Origin of the sequence: Enterococcus sp. DIV1420a (assembly GCF_051712165.1) — a bacterium.
Taxonomy (GTDB): Bacteria; Bacillota; Bacilli; order Lactobacillales; family Enterococcaceae; genus Enterococcus; species Enterococcus faecalis.
In genome coordinates, this window is sequence record NZ_JBIOOI010000001.1 from 347,016 (window position 1) to 366,899 (window position 19,884).

The window sequence follows — 19,884 nt, forward strand, 5'->3', positions numbered from 1 at the left end:
AAGCCCGCGATAGAAAATAGAACATTTCATTTGAAAATGAATTATTGTTCTGCAACATGCACCGTTTGTAAAAATTCTGCGACTGAGAAATGGTATTCTTTCTCTTGATTTCCTTGAATGGTTCGAATCATTTTTTCAACTTCTGGTTGCAGAGCGGCAAATTGAACTTGTTGTCCGCGACCTTCTGCTGCGAGACAAAATTCTTCTAAAATATCTAACGCCGTACTATCAATGCTAGGAACTCCTCGCATTGAAAATACTACACCACTTTTTGTTTCCAATTGCAGTAACGTTTGTTTCAATCGTTCAGAAGACATGAAAAATAACGGGCCACTCAAATAAACCACCACCCAATTTTCCGTACAATCGGTCGGTACTAGCCCCATTCTTGACCAATCAACTTCCTCGACATTAATCGTAATCACGGCACTTTTCGCAATGAAAAACAGGCAACCCGCTAAGACCCCTAAAACAATCGCTAAACTCAAGTCAAAAATAACGGTCGCTACCATCGTTAAAAAGAATAAACATAAGGCTGTGTGGAAACGTTTCTGGAAGAATTCTTTAATCACCGACCATTCATTCATTCGCCACGCTGTCACCACTAAAACACCAGCTAACGCAGGCATGGGAATTTTAGACATGACTGGCGATAAAAGCAACATCGATAACAATAAAAAGACTGCATGAAAAATACCCGCTAAACGTGTTTGCGCACCAGATTTAATCACTACGCTCGTGCGGGCAATCGCTGCTGTCGCAGGAACGCCACCGAAAAATGGCAAAATTAAGTTACCAATTCCTTGTGCCACTAGTTCCTGATTACTGTCTAATGGTTTCCCTGTCATGCGACCAGCCGAAGCGCCACAAAGCAAACTTTCAATCATACCTAACATAGCAATGCTAATCGAAGGCACCAAAATATCCTGAAACGCACTTAATTGAAGCGAACCAAGTTCCAAACGTGTATCACTAAAAATACTTGTCGGAATTTTCCCTACAGTGGCCACTGGCAGTTGAAAAACCACTGTTGCTAAAGTAGCTAAAATAATCATCACCAATGAAGCTGGTATCATCGCATTCCACTTTTTCGGAAAGAACACTAATCCAAGCACCACTAAAATCGACATAACCGTCGTTGGTATACTTAAATCAAAGCCCAATGAACGATAACTGCTGATTTTCTCAATTAAATTGTGGCCTTCTGAACGAACCCCAAAGAAATTATCAAGCTGCCCCAACGCAATAATAATAGCAATTCCTGAAGTAAACCCGGTAATGACCGGTGACGGAATAAAAGAAGTCAAGCTCCCTAAACGCAAAATCCCTGCCAAAAGCAAGAAAATTCCCGCCAAAAAGGTGGCCAACAAAATCCCTTGCATGCCATGCACTGCCGCAATTGACATTAAAATAGCTGCCATCGCACCTGTTGGTCCTGAAATTTGATAAAACCCACCCGAAAGGCTCCCAATCACAATTCCAGCGATAATCGCCGTGATCATGCCAGCTGCTGCAGTAGCACCGCTAGAGACCCCAAACGCTAACGCTAATGGCAACGCGACGGCTGCGACAGTCAAACCTGCCAAGAAATCTTTTTTCAATTTTTTTTGATTATACCCTTTAAATTCATCCCTTATCATTTGTGTGTACTTTTTAAACATTCGCATCCTCTTTTCATGAAATTTCCATTCTAAAGATATCATATTTTCGGAAAGATAATAAGGTGTTTTGTGAAGGAAATCGCTAAAAAATTTTTTTCACCTCATTTAGACAAAATTGTCTAATATTTTAGGAATTTAGCCACCGCTGTTTCCTAGAGTATGATATGCTTAACTAGTAAACAGGCTTCACAAACTTACATTAATTGGGGGAAACTATTATGTGTACAGGCATCAAGATTATTTCCAAAACAAATGATATTTTTTATGGACGTACGATGGATTTTACGTTTGACTTTTTTGGCAACGAAGATCCAATTGCACCAAAAATCCCTACTCTAATTGCTCAATTTCCAAAAGGTACAGTTCTAAACAGCCAACTAAATCCTTGGACGGCAAAATATGCCTTTATGGGACTAGCAATGTCAGGCACAGATCAACCAGCAAACGATGGTAAAACCGTCAGCCTTGCTATCACAGATGGTATCAACGAAGCCGGCTTATCTGGTGATATTCAATATTTAATGGAATCTTCAACAGCACCTGCTGAAAGTTTAGCAGATCGTGGTTTAACACCTCATATTGCAGAAGAAGTACTTGCTTATATTTTGAGTAATTTTGAAAGCGTTGACGAAGTAAAAGTAGCTTTTGAAAAAATCGGCCTGTTAGATCAAAAATTCCAACTTGATTCATTGGGGGAAGTTCATTTCACCTTACACTGGACCATTAATGATAAAAATAATAATAGTATCGTTTTGCAACCAACAGATAACGGAGCGTTCGTCATTTATGATTCGATTGGCGTAGTCACAAACAGCCCAGAATACAATTATCATTTAACCAATGCACGAAACTATATCGGAATGCGCAACTACGCTATTAAAGAACCTTACACTTTAAAATCAGGCGCAATACTTGACCCAATTGAAGGTGGGACTTCTTACGGACTATTAGGAATCCCAGGAGACTTCACTTCGCCGTCACGCTTCATTCGTGCGTTATACTATTCTGACAATCTCCAAGAATTTGATAGCTCTGAAGGGATTATGCAACTCTATCGCGCCTTCCAAACAGTGATGATTCCTCGGGGAATTGGCCATTTAGGTCAAAGTAATTCTCTGTCTGATTTCACACATTATTGGTCAGGATATGATGTGACTAATCTAACCATGTATGTCCAACCAGAAAGTACTACCTCATTTACAAAATACACTTTGGATCCAGCTTTAACAGAAGTTACTACTTTTGCTGTTTCTAACGAGCTACTACTAACAGATTTAAATCAATAAAAACACAAACAACGTCTCTGACCAGGTAATTGGTCAGAGACGTTGTTTCGTTCATGCGTTTAGTTGTTCAGTTATTTTATCATACCACTCCGGAAAATAGAGCTTACAACTCTGCACCATTGGACTCAATGATCTTTTGATACCAATAAAAAGAGGCTTTCTTTTTTCGAGCCAGCGTCCCCTGACCTTCATCATCTAAATCTACATAAATCAAACCATACCTTTTACCAATTTCTCCAGTTGAAGCACTAATTGAGTCGATGGCACTCCAGACGGTAAAACCAATTACTGGCACACCATCTAAGACAATCGCTTGTTTCACTGCCAGCAAATGTTGTTGTAAATAATCAATGCGATAATCGTCATAAATTTCACCATTTTCTGAACAATGATCAACTGCTCCTAAGCCATTTTCAACAATCATAATTTCTTTCTCATATCGTTGATACAAACGATTTAAACTAATCCGCAGTCCTAGTGGATCCACTTGCCAGCCCCATTCAGATTGCTCTAAAAAGGGATTTTTCCCTCCTGTTGCCATATTTCCTGCTGCTGTTTCTGGTGCAGTAGTCCAACTCATATAATAACTTATACTAACAAAGTCCACTACACCTTCTCGTAAGTCTTGTTCATCTTCTTCTGTAATAGCTAGTTGGACACCCAGTTGCTCCAACATTTTTTTAGCCCACGGAGAATAATATCCTCGAATCTGAATATCACCAAAATAATAGGTTTCCTCATCATCCATCATTGCTTGAAAAACAGATTCAGGGTGACAATTGTGCGGATAAGTCGGGCCATACATAAGCATTGTTGCAAAACGATAGTTACTTGAATATTTCCGACCTAATTGAACCGCTTTTGCACTTGCTACTAACTGATGATGCGCCATTTGGAAAATTTCTTGATAATTTTCTGTATGAATCCCAGTAGAAAAATAAGGCATATACGTAATAACATTAATCTCATTAAACGGAATCCAATAGCGGACACGATCACTGAATCGTTGAAATAGCGCTTCACAAAAGCGTAAATAGAGCGTAATGACTTGGCGATTTTTCCACGAACCATATTTTGTCACTAAATTTTCTGGTAAATCAAAATGTGAAATCGTTATAATTGGTTCGATTTGATGACGCTCTAGCTCGTCCAAAATTTTTTCATAAAATAATAAACCTGCTTCATTAGGCCGTTCCTCTTCTCCAGTTGGAAAAATGCGTGACCATTGGATTGAAAATCGAAGACTTTTAAATCCCATATCAGCGAACAGTTGGATATCTTTTTGATAACTTTCATAAAAGCCAATCGCTCGATGAGAAGGATAGTATTGATTTACATCCACTTGTTGAGTTATTTGACGTTTCTCCCCTTTTTTACAACGCAAAGCTAAATCTAAATTACTCAAGCCTTTTCCGTCACGGTTATAGGCACCTTCTACTTGAGTAGCAGAAATTGCACCACCCCACAAAAAATCATTTGGCATACTGCTCAATTGTTTTTTTTCGCTGCTACTCATTTTCTTGTTCTCCTGTCGCTAAGGTCTGCTCTTCTTTCACTGCTCGTTCATCAGCCATACGGAAAAACGGATAATATAACAACGTCAGAGCAATTACCACAGCAATCATTGCCAACCCAAAGCGAATGCCGCCATAGAAAGTTTCTGCAACAACTGGTGGTGTCACCCAAGGTAATTCAACCGTTGGATTATAGTAATTTAAGAAACCAACTTTATAGAATAAATGTAACACCAAACCACCGACAGCTGTTGAACTTACCAACGGAATAAAGAAAATAGGGTTCAGCATAATCGGAACACCGAAAATCAATGGCTCATTAATATTGAAAATACTTGGTACAACACCTAATTTACCAAGGGATTTGTATCGTTCTGATTTTGCTCTTAACATACAAAAGGCTAAACCAATCGTATTCCCAGTTCCGCCAACCATAATAATACTAGAGAAAAACATAATTTCTGGATAAGGCAACGCTTGACCAGCAATAAATGCATTAATATTAGCTAGAAAAACTGGCGCCATCACAGCAAAGAAAATATTAATAATTGGACTTGGATGAATACCAAAAAACCATAATAGATTTGCTAGTGTAAAGACTACAATAACCGTCATTGGTGATTGACCTAATGATGCAATTGGTTTACTCACTAGCTCGGTTAAAAAGCTCATCGCATCCCCCGAACCAGTATATGTGAAAATAGCTTTGACTAATAAAGCTACCACAAAAATTATCATGGCTACAAAGGTTGGACTTAACGAATCTGTCACCATCGTAGGAACGGAATCAGGTAATTTAATTCGTAAAAATTCTTTTTTCATTAAATAACTATATAACATAGTTACACCTAAACCGACTAGAATAGCTACAAAAATCCCGTCAGTCCCAATTGATGCTGTTTTAATGACAATTGTTTCTTCTCCACCTAATTTAACGGCAAACTGTGGTACCAAGATCAAGAAAAATGCCAAAGATAAAATAACACTAGTGATGGGATTTTGTTTTTCCATCTTCGCAGTTTCATACGCAATGGTACAAACAATGTAAACAGCGTACAAGCCGCTGGTCATAGCAATGACTTCTTGAATGATTGGAGCTAACCCAATGGATGTTAAAAATTCTTGCCAAATTGGAATAGGAAAATTCCCTACAATTGCGATAAAAGCAACCCCTAAAGAAACGGGTAAAACAGCCATCATCCCATTAGTTGGTGCTTGAATGACCTTACTTTTTTGCATTCTTTCAGCGATTGGACCAATAAACTTTTCTAAAAAACATTGAAACTTATCAAACATACAATTCTCTCCTCTTTCTAATTTACGTTGAGTATACACCTTAAAGTTACTTCAAGGTAAAGCGGTTTTATAAACTAATTTTGTGTTATACTAAAATTGAGGTGAATGCTGATGAACCAAGACCATCTTTACTCGCTAGAAACGATTGCTTCCTTGTTGAAAATTCCTAAGTCCACATTGCGCTATTGGGAAAAAGAACGGTTGATTCATTCTGTTCGAGGCGATACAAATGATTATCGACAATACACAACAGAACAGCTGATTGCTATCTGTGAAATCAAGTTTTATCGCGACTTAAATTTTTCCATTAAAGAAATTAAAAACTTATATACCAACCCATTATCAGATACCCAGAAATTACTAGAAAATGCACGTCAAGATTTAGAAGAACGCATTACACAGTTAAAGCAAATCCACAGAAACTTAATCACTTATCAACAAAAATATGAAGAAGTCAGCCAACTACAAGAGGAAGTCTTGAAAGAAGAAATACCGCCGTTTAAAACTCTTTACTATTTCCACCCTGCTAAAGCAGAAAATCTTTTGCTTTACTTAAATGATCCAAGTATTTTAGGCTTTGTTTTATCACCAGATGAACAAACTATTGAACATTTTTCAACGACTAATAAAGACAGCGCCGCTTTCCCTTTAGTCTTACACTGGGAATTCGATGCTTCTAAAAGCTACTATAGTCAACTGATTCGTATAGAAGAAAGTAGCAATCAGTTGCAGCCACAACAAATTCAGAAAAATCTGATTTACTTACAAGAACAAGGCTATCAAGTCCATCAACTATTGGGCCGCTATCTGCTTTCAAAAAAACATCAAGATTACTATCAACTATGGTTTGAGTGTTCTAATTAGAAAAACGTCAAATCGGCTTAATCCCCTAAGTCGATTTGACGTTTTTCTAGTTACTCTTAATAATTTTATTTTTCAATAGCCATTGTAAAAATAACACAAGGACTACAACTGGCCAAAGCGTGATTGGGAAAAAGAGCCCCACAAAAATGCCTGGTACAAGAATCGTTCCTAAGATTTGGGTTGTTAAACTCGTAGCAAAAATTGCGACAACAAAAAGCGAGTCAATTGTTGGGAAAAATTGTGCGACCGCAAACCCGATTAAAATAGCTGAAAAAACGACGGGAAAAATATCGCCACCTATCCAACCTGTCTGTAAACAAACTTGTAAAAATACTAGTTTCATTATCGCAGCGACCACCAAGATATACCAGGCTTGTTGACTACCAAAACTAGGAACTAAATGCATAAAAGATTGTCCTGAAAATAGTAATCTTGGCATTAAAATAACAAAAAGAAAAATACAGGCTGCACCAAAGCTTACCAGTATGCTTTGCTTTTCTTCAAAAGGTTGGCATAGTTTAGCCAGAGCAGCTTGCAACCATCGATAGGCGTTACCAATTACAAAAGCAGTTAATAAAGCGGGTAAAATCAGCCATAACGAAGCCATTTCAATTTTTCCAGTTCCTAACTTCGTAATAAACGATGGGTGTCCCACCAATTTCATTAAAAAGGTAAACACCACCAACCCGTTCACAATAAATAACCCGTTCATCACTTGTTTGAGTTTCTTTTTATCCGCAGGAGCGAGCATCGTATCGTAGCGCTGAACAAACTGTTGCGGATGTAGCAAGCGCTGAATTTTTGTCCAAAATACTTGCTGTTCTTGCTCGTCATAATGAAAATAAAGGTACCGTAACTTATCAGATTGCCAGACTGACAACGAAATAATCGCTCCCAGCAATGCGGCTTCAGGACCGACACCAGCCCCGAAAATTAAAATTACCAAGGCGGCCAATAAATTTCTAAACACACCTGAATAATCGACCGATTGTTTCGCCTTCAATTCTGTCAGCGCCTCATGCGCCGTTTGTGGTACTTGTCCGAAGCGTTTCTTCAGATAACTCAATACCAACGCTCCTAGCACACACAAGACAAAATAATAGAGGATTGGCCACTTCATTTGCGCTGGCAACACCTCCCAGAGCAGAGTCGTTAGCTCTCCTTCAATGATTAAAAACGCTCCTGAAATTCCCGCGATGATACTACTTAAAAATAACCCACTGACGATAATTGTCCACATTTTTCTGTTACGCATACTTCCTCCAAATGATAGTTGTTTCTTTTATAGTAGCAGATAGTTAGTGGTTTGTGTTTGAAGATTTTGGGAAGGATTATTTGAGATATTAATTTTCTAAATAATCAACAGGTCGCATATACTACTTTCAAACATATTTATGATTTAATTGGAATCCTATCCAATATTATATATATCAAAACGGAGAGAAGAACTTCTCTCCGCTAAAACTTAAACTTCTCTAATATTTCTTATTTCCTTTGATTTTTGATTATTATTTTACATATTAATTGTAGAAAGCACATCAATAAAAAATTTCTTTAACTACTATTAAGTAAATTATTCAACTCCAAGTGCTTTAAAGACAGCATCTTCTGGTGAATTATAGAAAACAATATTAAAAGTCGACATTAGCTCTGGAGGGACTGTAGCTAAGTCAGCTGCATTAGCCATCGGAACCAGCGCTTTCTTAGCACCCGCATCACGAGCCACTTGCATCATATCTGCTAAGTTGGTAACTCTAACTAAAGTGCCACCAATCGTTATATCACCAAATACGGCTATACTGGAGATTACTGGCTTGTTCAACGCCACTGAACAAAGTGCAATCATTGTTGGTAAAGTCAGAGACTCTGGATTTCCGACACCATTCAGATCTTGGGTATTGAATACAAAGTCATGACTGGCAATGGATATGGATGCACTAATCGAAGCAGCATTAGCACTAAGATATTTATAAGCTGAATAAGTTTTTTCTTTGGCTGCAGAATCACTACCTAATCCAGTCGCTTTAAATTTACCATTTCCAGAAATCATTTGAGTTTCAAATTTAAATACGCCCACTCGTCCACTAGCCCCACCTGAAACAGCATGTACATGTCCTGGTTTCCCAATACCTTCAGGAATTAGTGTGCCACTTCCTTGTTCTGGGACAGAAACATATTCTTCTCTATTTTCTTCTAAATCAATATAAGATAAGTTAACATCAAAGAATTCCATTCCACCAATTTTTTTAAGCTGTTCTTTCACTCTTCGTCTCATTTCAATAGAAAATTTAAGTACTTTTTCTACCTCTTCTTTTCCAAATTCCCCATGAGGATATACTAGTTTGATAAGTCCAGAAAACATCTTTTTAACAGCAATAGTATCACGTTGATTTAGTTGTGAACCTAGCTTAAAATAGTTATCAATTGCATCACTATAAGTTGTCTTACGTAATTCTCGCATCACTTCTGAATAGTAATCTGTTATAAAACCATAATCATTCGTAAAAAAATCTGGCCGGTATTTAGGAATTTCCCATCCTGGTAAGTAACAATGCATACGATCTAAAAATGCTGAATCAGATCGCATTTTTTCTGGGAAAGGTTCAAATAAATTTGAAGTTTTTAAGATAACATCTACACTTTGATTGATATTTCCTACAAATACCATCGATGCAGATGCATTTTTTTCTTCTTTACCACGAGCAAATGAGCCTGAAGCCATGTAATCCTTCATTATTTGAACTAAATCTCCATCTTTCACGTTAATACCTGCTACCTCGTCAAAAGCCACCGTATCCCACATACCAACTAATCCCATAGATCTTTGAGCCATATTATAAAATAAATTCGCAACAGTAGTTTGTCCACCAGAAACTAAAATAGAGTTAGGCGAGATTTCTTTATAAACATGCGATTTTCCTGTACCGCGTGGCCCTAATTCACATAAGTTAAAATTATTTTCTATCAACGGGACAAGGCGAGCCAAATGTAACCATTTTACACGTTCAGTAAATTGTGTAGGCTCCATTCCAACCGATCGAAGAACAACATCAATCCATTCCTTCTCTGTAAATGCAGCACGACCACGCCTAACTTCTTCAATATCCAAACCAGGCATTTGAATAGGATCAACTTTTTTTGCAATAAATGGTGAATTTCTTTGATCCGTTTCATCATACCAATATTCCATCTGAACGATGCACCAAATCCCACCACCAAGAAGTCGATCATATTTTTTGGGATATTCATCACCAATACGTACGCCAGAAAGTCCTAAATTAGAAAATTCAGCTTCATACTGATCTCGCCGTTCATTTAATGATACCGATACTTTATCAATGACTGTATAGCCACCATTCTCTCGAATTTTTGCTTTTACTTTTTCGGCTTCATCTGGACGAACATAATTTCGAACCAAAATATTTTTTACATTTTCAACACCTTTTATAACTAAATTTTCATCTAAAGAAGATGCATACATACCAAGCAAATATTCAAGCACATATACTGGAACATTTGCTCCTTCTTTTATTTTTTTAGTTAAATCTTTACGGACAATCTTTCCAGGAAAGTTTGCCACCAATTTATCTAATATAACTTGATCCACTAACTTTCCTCCTAAATATCAAAACCAAAACCGCCAGCAAATGGATTATCAATTACAAAGTCAATTCTTTCCACTTGAATCTTCGTCTCTGTATTTTTCACTACTAAATAAATTTTTTCATTTGTATCATAATTACGATTTATAAAGTCAAAAGTGAAATTTGTAAATCTTTCACTAGCTTGCTCTGAGGTAGAATCGGCATAATAGGTATGTTGATTCGTAATTAAGTTTCCCTTACTATCTTCAAAATATAACGTATATTTTGCTTTAGTGATTGAGTCACTTAACGCTTCCGTTTGATAAAACTCTAAAGATATAGAAAGTCCTATAACTTTTCTTTTTGCTGTCATTAACTGAACGCTCACTGGTTCTTTTTGAGACGATCCTCGAGAAACGTTTACTTCTAAAACAGGGACAAGCATTTCTTGTGGAGAAGAACCACCATGTACATAACTTTGACCCCCGCCTACTTTTTTAAAAATAGCAGATGTTTCAGGATAATGTACATAGCGTTTGTCATCATTGCGCAATATTTCTCCTAATTTCATTGAAGTAATTCCAATTTCATCATAATGATTTTCACTAATTATAAACCGACGTTCTACTCTATCTTCAGAAAATTCAGATGGATTTTCAATCTTTTCATGTTCTTCAACTTTGGATCTTGTATAGATAAAGCCATGGTCACTGGTGATCAAAAATCGATAAACATTCGCTCCGTTTGAAATAAATGGTATTAAAGCTTTGATTTCATCAACTGTTTTTTGTGCAGCATCAAAAACTTGTGATTCCTGACCATGATCCCCTGTCCTATCAATTTGATCATGATAAAGATAAATCACTTCTTTGCCATTAAATATCTCACGAAGTTCTTTTGCATTCGTTTTAGTCATCACTTCTTCATACGTAATAGCCAAAGAGTTGGAATTTTTTGCTTTTAATATTTTATCTCGTGCAGGAGTCCCCTGTGTTTTCATTCCATTTACCCGAATATCGGTTCCTTCAACATATTCATACGTTTCGTGTCCACTTCTTAACAAAGCCGCTTTTCCAAATTCCGTTACTGATGGAAGAACAGAAAAAAGTGTATTCATCTTTGTTGTAAATTTCTTTTCATACTGCAGTACTTCTTGAATTTCTTTCCCAATTTCATAACGAAGTGCATCAGAAATAATCACAACTGTTTTTGTTTTATTATTTGCAAAGTCGTCATAAAAATCAAGGAGTGACGAACGTTCTTCTAAAGACAATAGATCATTCCACAAACGGGCACTCTCATTTAAAAATATTTTGTATTGTTTTTCTATGCGTAATTTAAGTTCTGTAAATAAATCTGGAGATAAAACTTTATCAAAATGCCAAATAAATTTACGATAAGATTGATCAATATTAAACGAGATATTTTCATAATTTTTAACAACTTCTGAAAATTGGTTAATATTAGAAGAAAAAGTATTATTCAACAATTTTTGTGCATTCAATATTACTTCATATTCATGAATATACTTTGCACCAAAGTGCGCTCGCTGCTTCAATGTAATAACTTCAGAAAGTGTCATCCCATTAATTATCGGTGTTAAATCCCCACTCAATAGCTGGCCAATATAATACTTGATTATGTTATTATGAACAGATTCAAAAATATCAGCTGCAATAAGTTCATCAATGGGCACCAGTGAAATCAACTTCTCTCCGCTAATTAACCGATATGTATTTCCACTCAATTTATCGAAAGCTTGCGTATAGCGAGAGTCATTCATTACCCCATCCATAAAGGAAATAATTGCTGTAGTTTGTTCTAAAACTTCGTACTCTTTTAACTGTATAGGTAATTCTTGATGTCCTAATTGCCCATAAAAAGCATTAACAAAAAAAGAAACTGTCAACTTTTGGATAGTTGGTGTCTCTGAAATAAAGCCATAATAAAGAGATACATATTTCCAAAAAGCATTCTGTAAATCAAAAGTCACTAATTGTTCATACATGCTACTTGATTCATACGCATATTCGACCAGTAAAGATTGAATGATACTATAAAATTGCGCAGTGTTAGCTTTGGTTAGGACGGCCATCATTGCTATTTCAAGTTCTTGCTTTGATTTAATTTCAGTAGTTATTAGTTTGTTAAAAGCAGTAATTCGTGATCTTGCACCAAAGAATTTAGCATAATGTACCATAGCATCATGTAACTCATTTGGAATATTTAATTGTGTCATCACCAATGAAATACGATCTGCACTAAACTCGCTAGAATATTTCAAAATACTTAGTAAATGATTATCCTGGTCGTCATCACTTATCTTTTCAAATGGCGCATAGATTAAATAGTTATTATCAGTATCTTCAATTTCAAAGAAACGTTTTGTCATAAATTGAGTATTTGGTTCAAGGATAAAAACTTTCGCATCTTTTAATTCAATTTTCCCATTAATAATATCCTCTTCAAATTCTTTTTTTGGATCGAACCAAAAAATAAGCTTACGCTCTCCATATGTTACAAAAAGTTCATTTAGTCTGTTCTGAATCTGATTTAAATTCAAATCTGACATAATCACATCTCCTTAAGGTTCTTTAACTCCTTTGGTTAAAATCAAGAATTTTTCACCTGTATCTGGATCACGTTGTAACTTATCATAATTTACAATCACTCCATCATCTAAATCAAGAGAAACTTTCTTTAGCGCTAAATGCCCTAATTTTTCATCAAACTCTTGAAGTTCTTTTAACTGTTTCTTGATTTTTTGAATTTCTTTTTCATAACGAGTGACTTCTCCAGCATTCGTAGTCGACATCTTTTGACTTTCACGTAGTTCAATACGAGAATTATAAGCTTGACTTAATTTTGTAACATATTCTGTGCGAAGCTGTCCTAATAAATTTTCATCAAACCGATGTAAATACATTAGCGCTTTAAAACCATTCGCTTTTCCTGAATCAAATTGCCAATAAATCGGGCGCTTTTTATAAGTTGCCATATGATCTGTAAAAAATTTTGACATAAAGTATTTACGTATCTTATCTCGACTTTTTCCACTTCCTGGCAACACATCGGCAATATAATCAAGATTTTCTTCAAGTGTTTCTTTTCCATAAACAACCGTAATAAACTCTACAAATCTTGTCATAATGTCGCTTTCATCAGATTGGAAATATTCATTATCTGTAATCAGTAGAATATTATCTTCATCAGGTTTAAATTTTTTATAACGTGACATATCAAATTCTCCACCTGCAAATATCAATCCTTCTTCATCCAATGAATAGCGTCCGAACATACAGCCAACTGCATAGCTAATAAGTGACTTGATATCGCGTTCTCTATCTGCTAAGGATACTGAAACTTCTTTATCATCAACGTGGTAATCTAGTTCATCTTGTAATCCATAAAGTTCAATAAAAATTTTATTTAATTCTTCTTCATTTGCTTTCAACTGATCAAAACGATCCTGGGCTTCCTTTTGCCAAGCTTCAAATTTATCTTTAATTAATATAGCCAAGTTGCAACCCTCCAGTGTACTTTTAAGCTATATTATACCGTTTTTTCTCAATATTTGCATTACTAATCAAAATTCTTTCCTTTAATAAAGTAATATAAGTAGTAAGTACAAAAAATAGAAAATATGAAAGGAAAGAATTTATGACTACAACTTTAACACTGGCTGATTACTTTCAACAATGGATGGAAACCTTTAAAAAACCTGCTGTTACTTCAGTCACTTATGTGAAATATAGAAATTCACATAAACATATCTACACATACTTTGGAAATATTAAACTTAAAGAGATAACTCGCCATCGGTATCAAAAAGGGTTAAATGATTTTGCTAAAAATCATGCCAAAAGAACAACTTCAGGATTCCATAAACAAATTCGAGCAGCTATTTTAGATGCTGTGGAAGAAGGAATTATTGACACTGATTTCACAAGAAAAGCGATTATAACAGGACGTGAAAAAAAGAAAGCAAAAGTAATGTATCACTCCTACTCTGAATGGCAAAAATTAATTCACTACACCAGAAGTCAACCACTGAATCCAAATAACTTTATTATTTATTTATCAGCGATGACTGGATTGCGTTTTGCTGAAGTTTTGGGGATCACTGTTGCAGATATTGATTTCAAACATAAGTTGATCTCTGTTAACAAAACTTGGGACTACAAATATCGTACAGGATTTAAAGAAACAAAGAATGCTAGTTCCGTACGAACTGTGGATGTTGATACAAAAACTTTAAAGGTGATTAAAGAAGTTATCCGCTTTAGAAGGTTTAGAGGAGATGACAAAATTTGTGCAGATGATAATGAGAAGTTACCTGTCAGTGCTACTATTAATAGACACCTTGAAAAAGCCTGTCAAAAACTTAAACTTTCTTCTATTTCTTTTCATGGATTAAGACATACCCATGCATCGATTCTCCTTTTTAAAGGTGTTAATATCCTAAGTGTAAGTCGACGACTTGGACACAAAGATGTGACAACCACACAAAGTGTATACTTACATGTCATTAAAGAAATGGAAGAAAGAGAAACAAGGTTAATCATGAAAATCATGAATCAGGCACTTAGTATCTAGTTTCGCTCTACAAGAAGATAAAACTTTTAGACAACGCTATGGGTTCGGGCCACGTATTAGTTTATGCTTTTGATGTGTTTATGCAGTTATATGTTGCAGAAGGATTCCGTGAACGTGATGCAGCAGAGAGTATTTTAATTAATAACTTATTCGGACTTGAAATTGATAAGCGTTCATATCAGTTAGCTTACTTTGCCATTATGATGAAAGGGCGCGAATATAGCCGTCGTATTTTAACTAAGAATGTAAAATTACATTTACATCAATTTATTGATTCAGATGACATTCCTAACGAATACTTTGAGCGATTAGAAGAAATTTCAAGCCTTCCTAGTGATGAGTTTATTGAAAAAAGTAATCTCTTAAAATTAATTTTAGATATGTTTTTACATGCAACTGAAATAGGTTCTGTCTTAAACATTCAGAATATAAGCCAATCTGAAATCAATGAACTTAGACAACTTACTGGTGCATTTGAAGACTTTTCAAATATGGATATTCTTTATCAGCTTCCAGAAGCACACGAAAAAGTAAATCATATTTTAAATATTTTAGAAGTTCTTTCTTTTAGATATACAGCGGTTGTAACTAACCCACCCTATTTGAATAAAATGAGTGCTATTCTTAGTAAATATGTTAAAGATAATTATCCTGAAGTAAAAACAGACTTGTTCTCAGTCTTCATAAAGATGAATAGTCAAATGCTTACGGATGGTGGCTATGCTGGATTTATGACCCCATTTGTCTGGATGTTTATAAAGTCTTATGAAGAACTGCGTAATTTCTTAATTGCTAATAAAAATATTTCTAGTTTAGTGCAAATGGAATACTCCGCATTCGAAGAGGCAACCGTTCCAGTTTGTTGTTTTACTATCAAAAATGCAAAATCAGAACCTATAGGAAACTACTTCAAGCTATCTGATTTTCGAGGTGGTATGAATGTACAAAAAGAAAAAGTTCTTGAAGGTATCAGAAATCCAAATGTAAATTATTTATTTCAAACAAACCAAAATAATTTCACCAAAATCCCTGGTAGTCCTATATCGTTTTGGGTAAGCGAAAATCTTATTCATGATTTTGTTGTAGGGAAACGAATGGATGAAATTGTTGAACCTAAAGTTGGTTTGCAAACTGGAGACAATAATCAATTTCTCAGGGAATGGTGGGAAGTTGATATTAATCGCATAAAATTTGATGCAACTTCCGTCAGTGATTCTGTAAATTCTGGTAAAAAATGGTTTCCTTACAATAAAGGTGGCGCATTCCGTCGATGGTATGGCAATTACGATTACGTTGTAAATTGGGAAAATGACGGGCAAGAAATTAGAAATTTCGTTGATGATAAGGGGAAACTTCGATCTCGACCACAAAATACCGAATATTACTTCAAAGAAGCGATAACATGGTCTGATATCACGAGCGGTATATTTTCCATGAGGTTTCGTGATTCTGGAAGTATATTTGATTCGACAGGTCATTGCGCTTTTGCCAATTCATTGGAGGATAAATTATATTTATTAGGATTACTTAACACACCCGTAGGAAATTATATCTTCAAAATATTAAACCCAACAATTCATATGCATATAGGCTATGTTTCATTATTTCCTACACTTACAAATATACACAATGGTAAACAGATAAATGATATAGTCAAATGCAACATTGAAATTTGTAAAAAAGATTGGTTAAATGAGGAAACAGGTTGGAAAGATTTCTATAAACATCCTCTAGTATAAGGAAAGTAGTGTATCTGAAATAAATATTTTTCAGATACATTTAGCCAGAAAAGAACTCTTCGTAAAACTCAAGATAAAAGAAAATAATTCATCCTTCTCTAGTTTAATTTATGAAATATTTAATTCTTAACACTAGATAGAAATTTTTATTTAATAAAGTCGTAATCGAATTTAACTTTCAAAATAGGCATATTAATAATTAAAAGATACAGTATTCCGTGAATCATACATCATTTTCAAAAATATATATTCATACTATAGATAAATAAGACTTTAATGAATTATTAAAAATATGAATAGTTTTTTAATTACAAAACCTAGAAAACCACGTATAGATAGAAGATGCATAAATGTTTGACAGAATCATGATTATGAAAAAGAATTTGGGACATAACCCTAAACCAAAAACAGAAACCAAAATTCAAGAAAAATGAATTTTGGTTTCTGTTTTTTATTATTTCTAGCCAGATCTGTCTGTTTTCTTAGCCTATTCAACTGATATTTTCTTAAATTTACTGCTGGTAAGGCAAAACCCATCTCATTCGTCACCTGTTCGTGTTTTTGGCGTAAGGTATATTTCAATGGCTTGTACTTATATCAAAGGGCTATATTTAAAATTCCACGAAGTTTCAAAAGAATCCCAATCTTTTTTCGAAAAAGCGATATTTTTAAGAGCAATATCCTCTGTTAACTCTTTGTGATCAATTAGAACTGGAAAAGATTGAAAGTTTCCAATCTGTAAGCTTATAGTTGGATTCAATACTTTAAATATATGATTTCCAACAGGGGTATTTAAGACACCTAAAACATAAAATAAATGTTCATTAACATTTTCGAATGCCTCCATTCCTTTGACATCGTGAATACTACCATGCTCTCTATACCGAAGAGAAAACTTTGAGCTCGTGATATCAGACCATGTTATCGCTTCTTTGAAGTAATAATTAGGATTTCGCACAACGCTTCTCTGTTTCCCCTTATCATCCACGAAATTTCTAATTTCTTGCCCGTCATTTTCCCAATTTACTACGTAATCGTAATTGCCATACCATCGACGGAATGCGCCACCTTTATTGTAAGGAAACCATTTTTTACCAGAATTTACAGAATCACTGACGGAAGTTGCATCAAATTTTATGCGATTAATATCAACTTCCCACCATTCCCTGAGAAATTGATTATTGTCTCCAGTTTGCAAACCAACTTTAGGTTCAACAATTTCATCCATTCGTTTCCCTACAACAAAATCATGAATAAGATTTTCGCTTACCCAAAACGATATAGGACTACCAGGGATTTTGGTGAAATTATTTTGGTTTGTTTGAAATAAATAATTTACATTTGGATTTCTGATACCTTCAAGAACTTTTTCTTTTTGTACATTCATACCACCTCGAAAATCAGATAGCTTGAAGTAGTTTCCTATAGGTTCTGATTTTGCATTTTTGATAGTAAAACAACAAACTGGAACGGTTGCCTCTTCGAATGCGGAGTATTCCATTTGCACTAAACTAGAAATATTTTTATTAGCAATTAAGAAATTACGCAGTTCTTCATAAGACTTTATAAACATCCAGACAAATGGGGTCATAAATCCAGCATAGCCACCATCCGTAAGCATTTGACTATTCATCTTTATGAAGACTGAGAACAAGTCTGTTTTTACTTCAGGATAATTATCTTTAACATATTTACTAAGAATAGCACTCATTTTATTCAAATAGGGTGGGTTAGTTACAACCGCTGTATATCTAAAAGAAAGAACTTCTAAAATATTTAAAATATGATTTACTTTTTCGTGTGCTTCTGGAAGCTGATAAAGAATATCCATATTTGAAAAGTCTTCAAATGCACCAGTAAGTTGTCTAAGTTCATTGATTTCAGATTGGCTTATATTCTGAATGTTTAAGACAGAACCTATTTCAGTTGCATGTAAAAACATATCTAAAATTAATTTTAAGAGATTACTTTTTTCAATAAACTCATCACTAGGAAGGCTTGAAATTTCTTCTAATCGCTCAAAGTATTCGTTAGGAATGTCATCTGAATCAATAAATTGATGTAAATGTAATTTTACATTCTTAGTTAAAATACGACGGCTATATTCGCGCCCTTTCATCATAATGGCAAAGTAAGCTAACTGATATGAACGCTTATCAATTTCAAGTCCGAATAAGTTATTAATTAAAATACTCTCTGCTGCATCACGTTCACGGAATCCTTCTGCAACATATAACTGCATAAACACATCAAAAGCATAAACTAATACGTGGCCCGAACCCATAGCGTTGTCTAAAAGTTTTATCTCTTGTAGAGCGATAACATTTTTATCTTTACGTTCATCTTGAATTTGTAATTGTACATTCTCGGGTTGTTCTGCTGTCGGTAAATAGTATTTCCAACCAAATTCGTCTGCAATTTCTTTTTCTGTACGTGTTTCAGTAGGCATTGCTAGTTTTTGATTAATATAATAACGTCCAAGTGAATTTTCAACCATATACCTCACAATCCAATCGGGCGTAAACAATTGAGTTAGCGCAGGAATTTCATCTGCACGGCTTTTCCGTTTCTTCTGCGCTTTCATTGCCTCAGCTTTCGGCTCAGTATTGTAGTATTGATACATCCAACCAATAATTTCGACTTGTCCTTCTTTACTGACGTCAAAGTCTTCTTCTGGGATTGATAGTAAGCTTGCAATAACACCATTTTCATCAATATAAGAAATCGTAAACAAAAGCTCAGTATAGTCGTCAATTTTTTCAAAAAGGTCTGGCAGTAACTGATTCAAACTATTGCATTGTTTAATAAATACTAATTGATAAAGTTCGTCTACAGCAGCTGCTGAGTTATCTGACATTAAACCCACTACTCGACTTTTTGTAGCAGGATCCATTTCTGCATATAAGTTTGAACTTAAAAGATTCGTAATGATATCTGGTTCACGAATACCAGATTCGCTTGATAAGATACGTTGTCGTTCTGGCAAATAATTGTTTACTTCCATGAAACGAATCGCAATTAAACGGTTAAACCATGTATACGCTACCTCTTCAACCAAATTATCAAACGCAATCTCTTTACTTTTCTTTTCGCCTAAATCAAGTTGTTTCTCTCTTGCCTTTAACGCTTCTACTAACTTTGTACGATTTAGTACATCTTTTCCTGTGTAACGTTGTTTACTTGAAGAGATTGTAATTGTGTCATTCCCTAATTCTGTAACAGGTTCGATATTACTTTCAGTTATGCCTAGCTTAGCCAGCTTATTGATAACTCCCTCACGAAGTTTTACACGAGATTCCATGGCGAATTTTTTAATTGCTTTTTTGTCCATTTATAAGGCTCCT

The 19,884-nt window shown here is 34.9% G+C and carries 13 protein-coding genes; 4 read left to right on the top strand and 9 right to left on the bottom strand.

Annotated features, from left to right (window positions below; all coding sequences use genetic code 11):
* Positions 1-41: 41 nt before the first annotated feature.
* Positions 42-1,703: a SulP family inorganic anion transporter gene (locus IGI80_RS02015; RefSeq protein WP_002396652.1), complete on the bottom strand. Its 1,662-nt coding sequence runs from the start codon at positions 1,701-1,703 to the stop codon at positions 42-44.
* A 176-nt stretch (positions 1,704-1,879) separates the two neighbouring features.
* Between IGI80_RS02015 and IGI80_RS02020 the strand changes: the two genes are divergently transcribed.
* Positions 1,880-2,947: a choloylglycine hydrolase family protein gene (locus IGI80_RS02020; RefSeq protein ID WP_438722567.1), complete on the top strand. Its 1,068-nt coding sequence runs from the start codon at positions 1,880-1,882 to the stop codon at positions 2,945-2,947.
* A 103-nt stretch (positions 2,948-3,050) separates the two neighbouring features.
* Here IGI80_RS02020 and IGI80_RS02025 read toward each other — a convergent pair whose 3' ends face one another.
* Together IGI80_RS02025 and IGI80_RS02030 are read right to left on the bottom strand one after the other, a co-directional pair.
* On the bottom strand, positions 3,051-4,463 hold the full coding sequence (locus IGI80_RS02025; RefSeq protein WP_080280316.1) for a glycoside hydrolase family 1 protein: 1,413 nt from the start codon (positions 4,461-4,463) through the stop codon (positions 3,051-3,053).
* Positions 4,456-5,757: a PTS sugar transporter subunit IIC gene (locus IGI80_RS02030; protein WP_438722568.1), complete on the bottom strand. Its 1,302-nt coding sequence runs from the start codon at positions 5,755-5,757 to the stop codon at positions 4,456-4,458. The genes IGI80_RS02025 and IGI80_RS02030 overlap by 8 nt, the downstream gene beginning before the upstream one ends.
* A 111-nt stretch (positions 5,758-5,868) precedes the next feature.
* Between IGI80_RS02030 and IGI80_RS02035 the strand changes: the two genes are divergently transcribed.
* Complete coding sequence (locus IGI80_RS02035) at positions 5,869-6,621, top strand: MerR family transcriptional regulator (protein ID WP_010713754.1); 753 nt, start codon at positions 5,869-5,871, stop codon at positions 6,619-6,621.
* Positions 6,622-6,667: 46 nt separating this feature from the next.
* Here IGI80_RS02035 and IGI80_RS02040 read toward each other — a convergent pair whose 3' ends face one another.
* The 4 genes from IGI80_RS02040 to IGI80_RS02055 form a co-directional block, all read right to left on the bottom strand.
* Positions 6,668-7,876, bottom strand: coding sequence for a chloride channel protein (locus IGI80_RS02040; RefSeq protein WP_033599308.1), 1,209 nt, complete (start codon positions 7,874-7,876; stop codon positions 6,668-6,670).
* A gap of 318 nt (positions 7,877-8,194) precedes the next feature.
* A complete protein-coding gene (gene brxL, locus IGI80_RS02045) occupies positions 8,195-10,228 on the bottom strand; it encodes a protease Lon-related BREX system protein BrxL (protein WP_010830674.1) in 2,034 nt (677 codons plus the stop codon).
* Between the two features lie 11 nt (positions 10,229-10,239).
* The gene (gene pglZ, locus IGI80_RS02050) at positions 10,240-12,777 is read right to left on the bottom strand and encodes a BREX-1 system phosphatase PglZ type A (RefSeq protein ID WP_438722569.1); all 2,538 of its coding nucleotides are present in this window, start codon (positions 12,775-12,777) and stop codon (positions 10,240-10,242) included.
* 12 nt (positions 12,778-12,789) lie between these two features.
* A complete protein-coding gene (locus IGI80_RS02055) occupies positions 12,790-13,725 on the bottom strand; it encodes a hypothetical protein (RefSeq protein WP_002397590.1) in 936 nt (311 codons plus the stop codon).
* Between the two features lie 140 nt (positions 13,726-13,865).
* Between IGI80_RS02055 and IGI80_RS02060 the strand changes: the two genes are divergently transcribed.
* Together IGI80_RS02060 and pglX (IGI80_RS02065) are read left to right on the top strand one after the other, a co-directional pair.
* Positions 13,866-14,801, top strand: coding sequence for a tyrosine-type recombinase/integrase (locus IGI80_RS02060; protein ID WP_061100924.1), 936 nt, complete (start codon positions 13,866-13,868; stop codon positions 14,799-14,801).
* 17 nt (positions 14,802-14,818) lie between these two features.
* Positions 14,819-16,540: a BREX-1 system adenine-specific DNA-methyltransferase PglX gene (gene pglX, locus IGI80_RS02065; protein WP_438723398.1), complete on the top strand. Its 1,722-nt coding sequence runs from the start codon at positions 14,819-14,821 to the stop codon at positions 16,538-16,540.
* Positions 16,541-16,936: 396 nt separating this feature from the next.
* Here pglX (IGI80_RS02065) and IGI80_RS02070 read toward each other — a convergent pair whose 3' ends face one another.
* Entirely contained in the window at positions 16,937-17,122 is a 186-nt protein-coding gene (locus tag IGI80_RS02070; RefSeq protein WP_438722570.1) for a hypothetical protein, read from the bottom strand.
* 10 nt (positions 17,123-17,132) lie between these two features.
* Complete coding sequence (gene pglX, locus IGI80_RS02075; protein WP_438722571.1) at positions 17,133-19,871, bottom strand: BREX-1 system adenine-specific DNA-methyltransferase PglX; 2,739 nt, start codon at positions 19,869-19,871, stop codon at positions 17,133-17,135.
* Between the last annotated feature and the right edge of the window lie 13 nt (positions 19,872-19,884).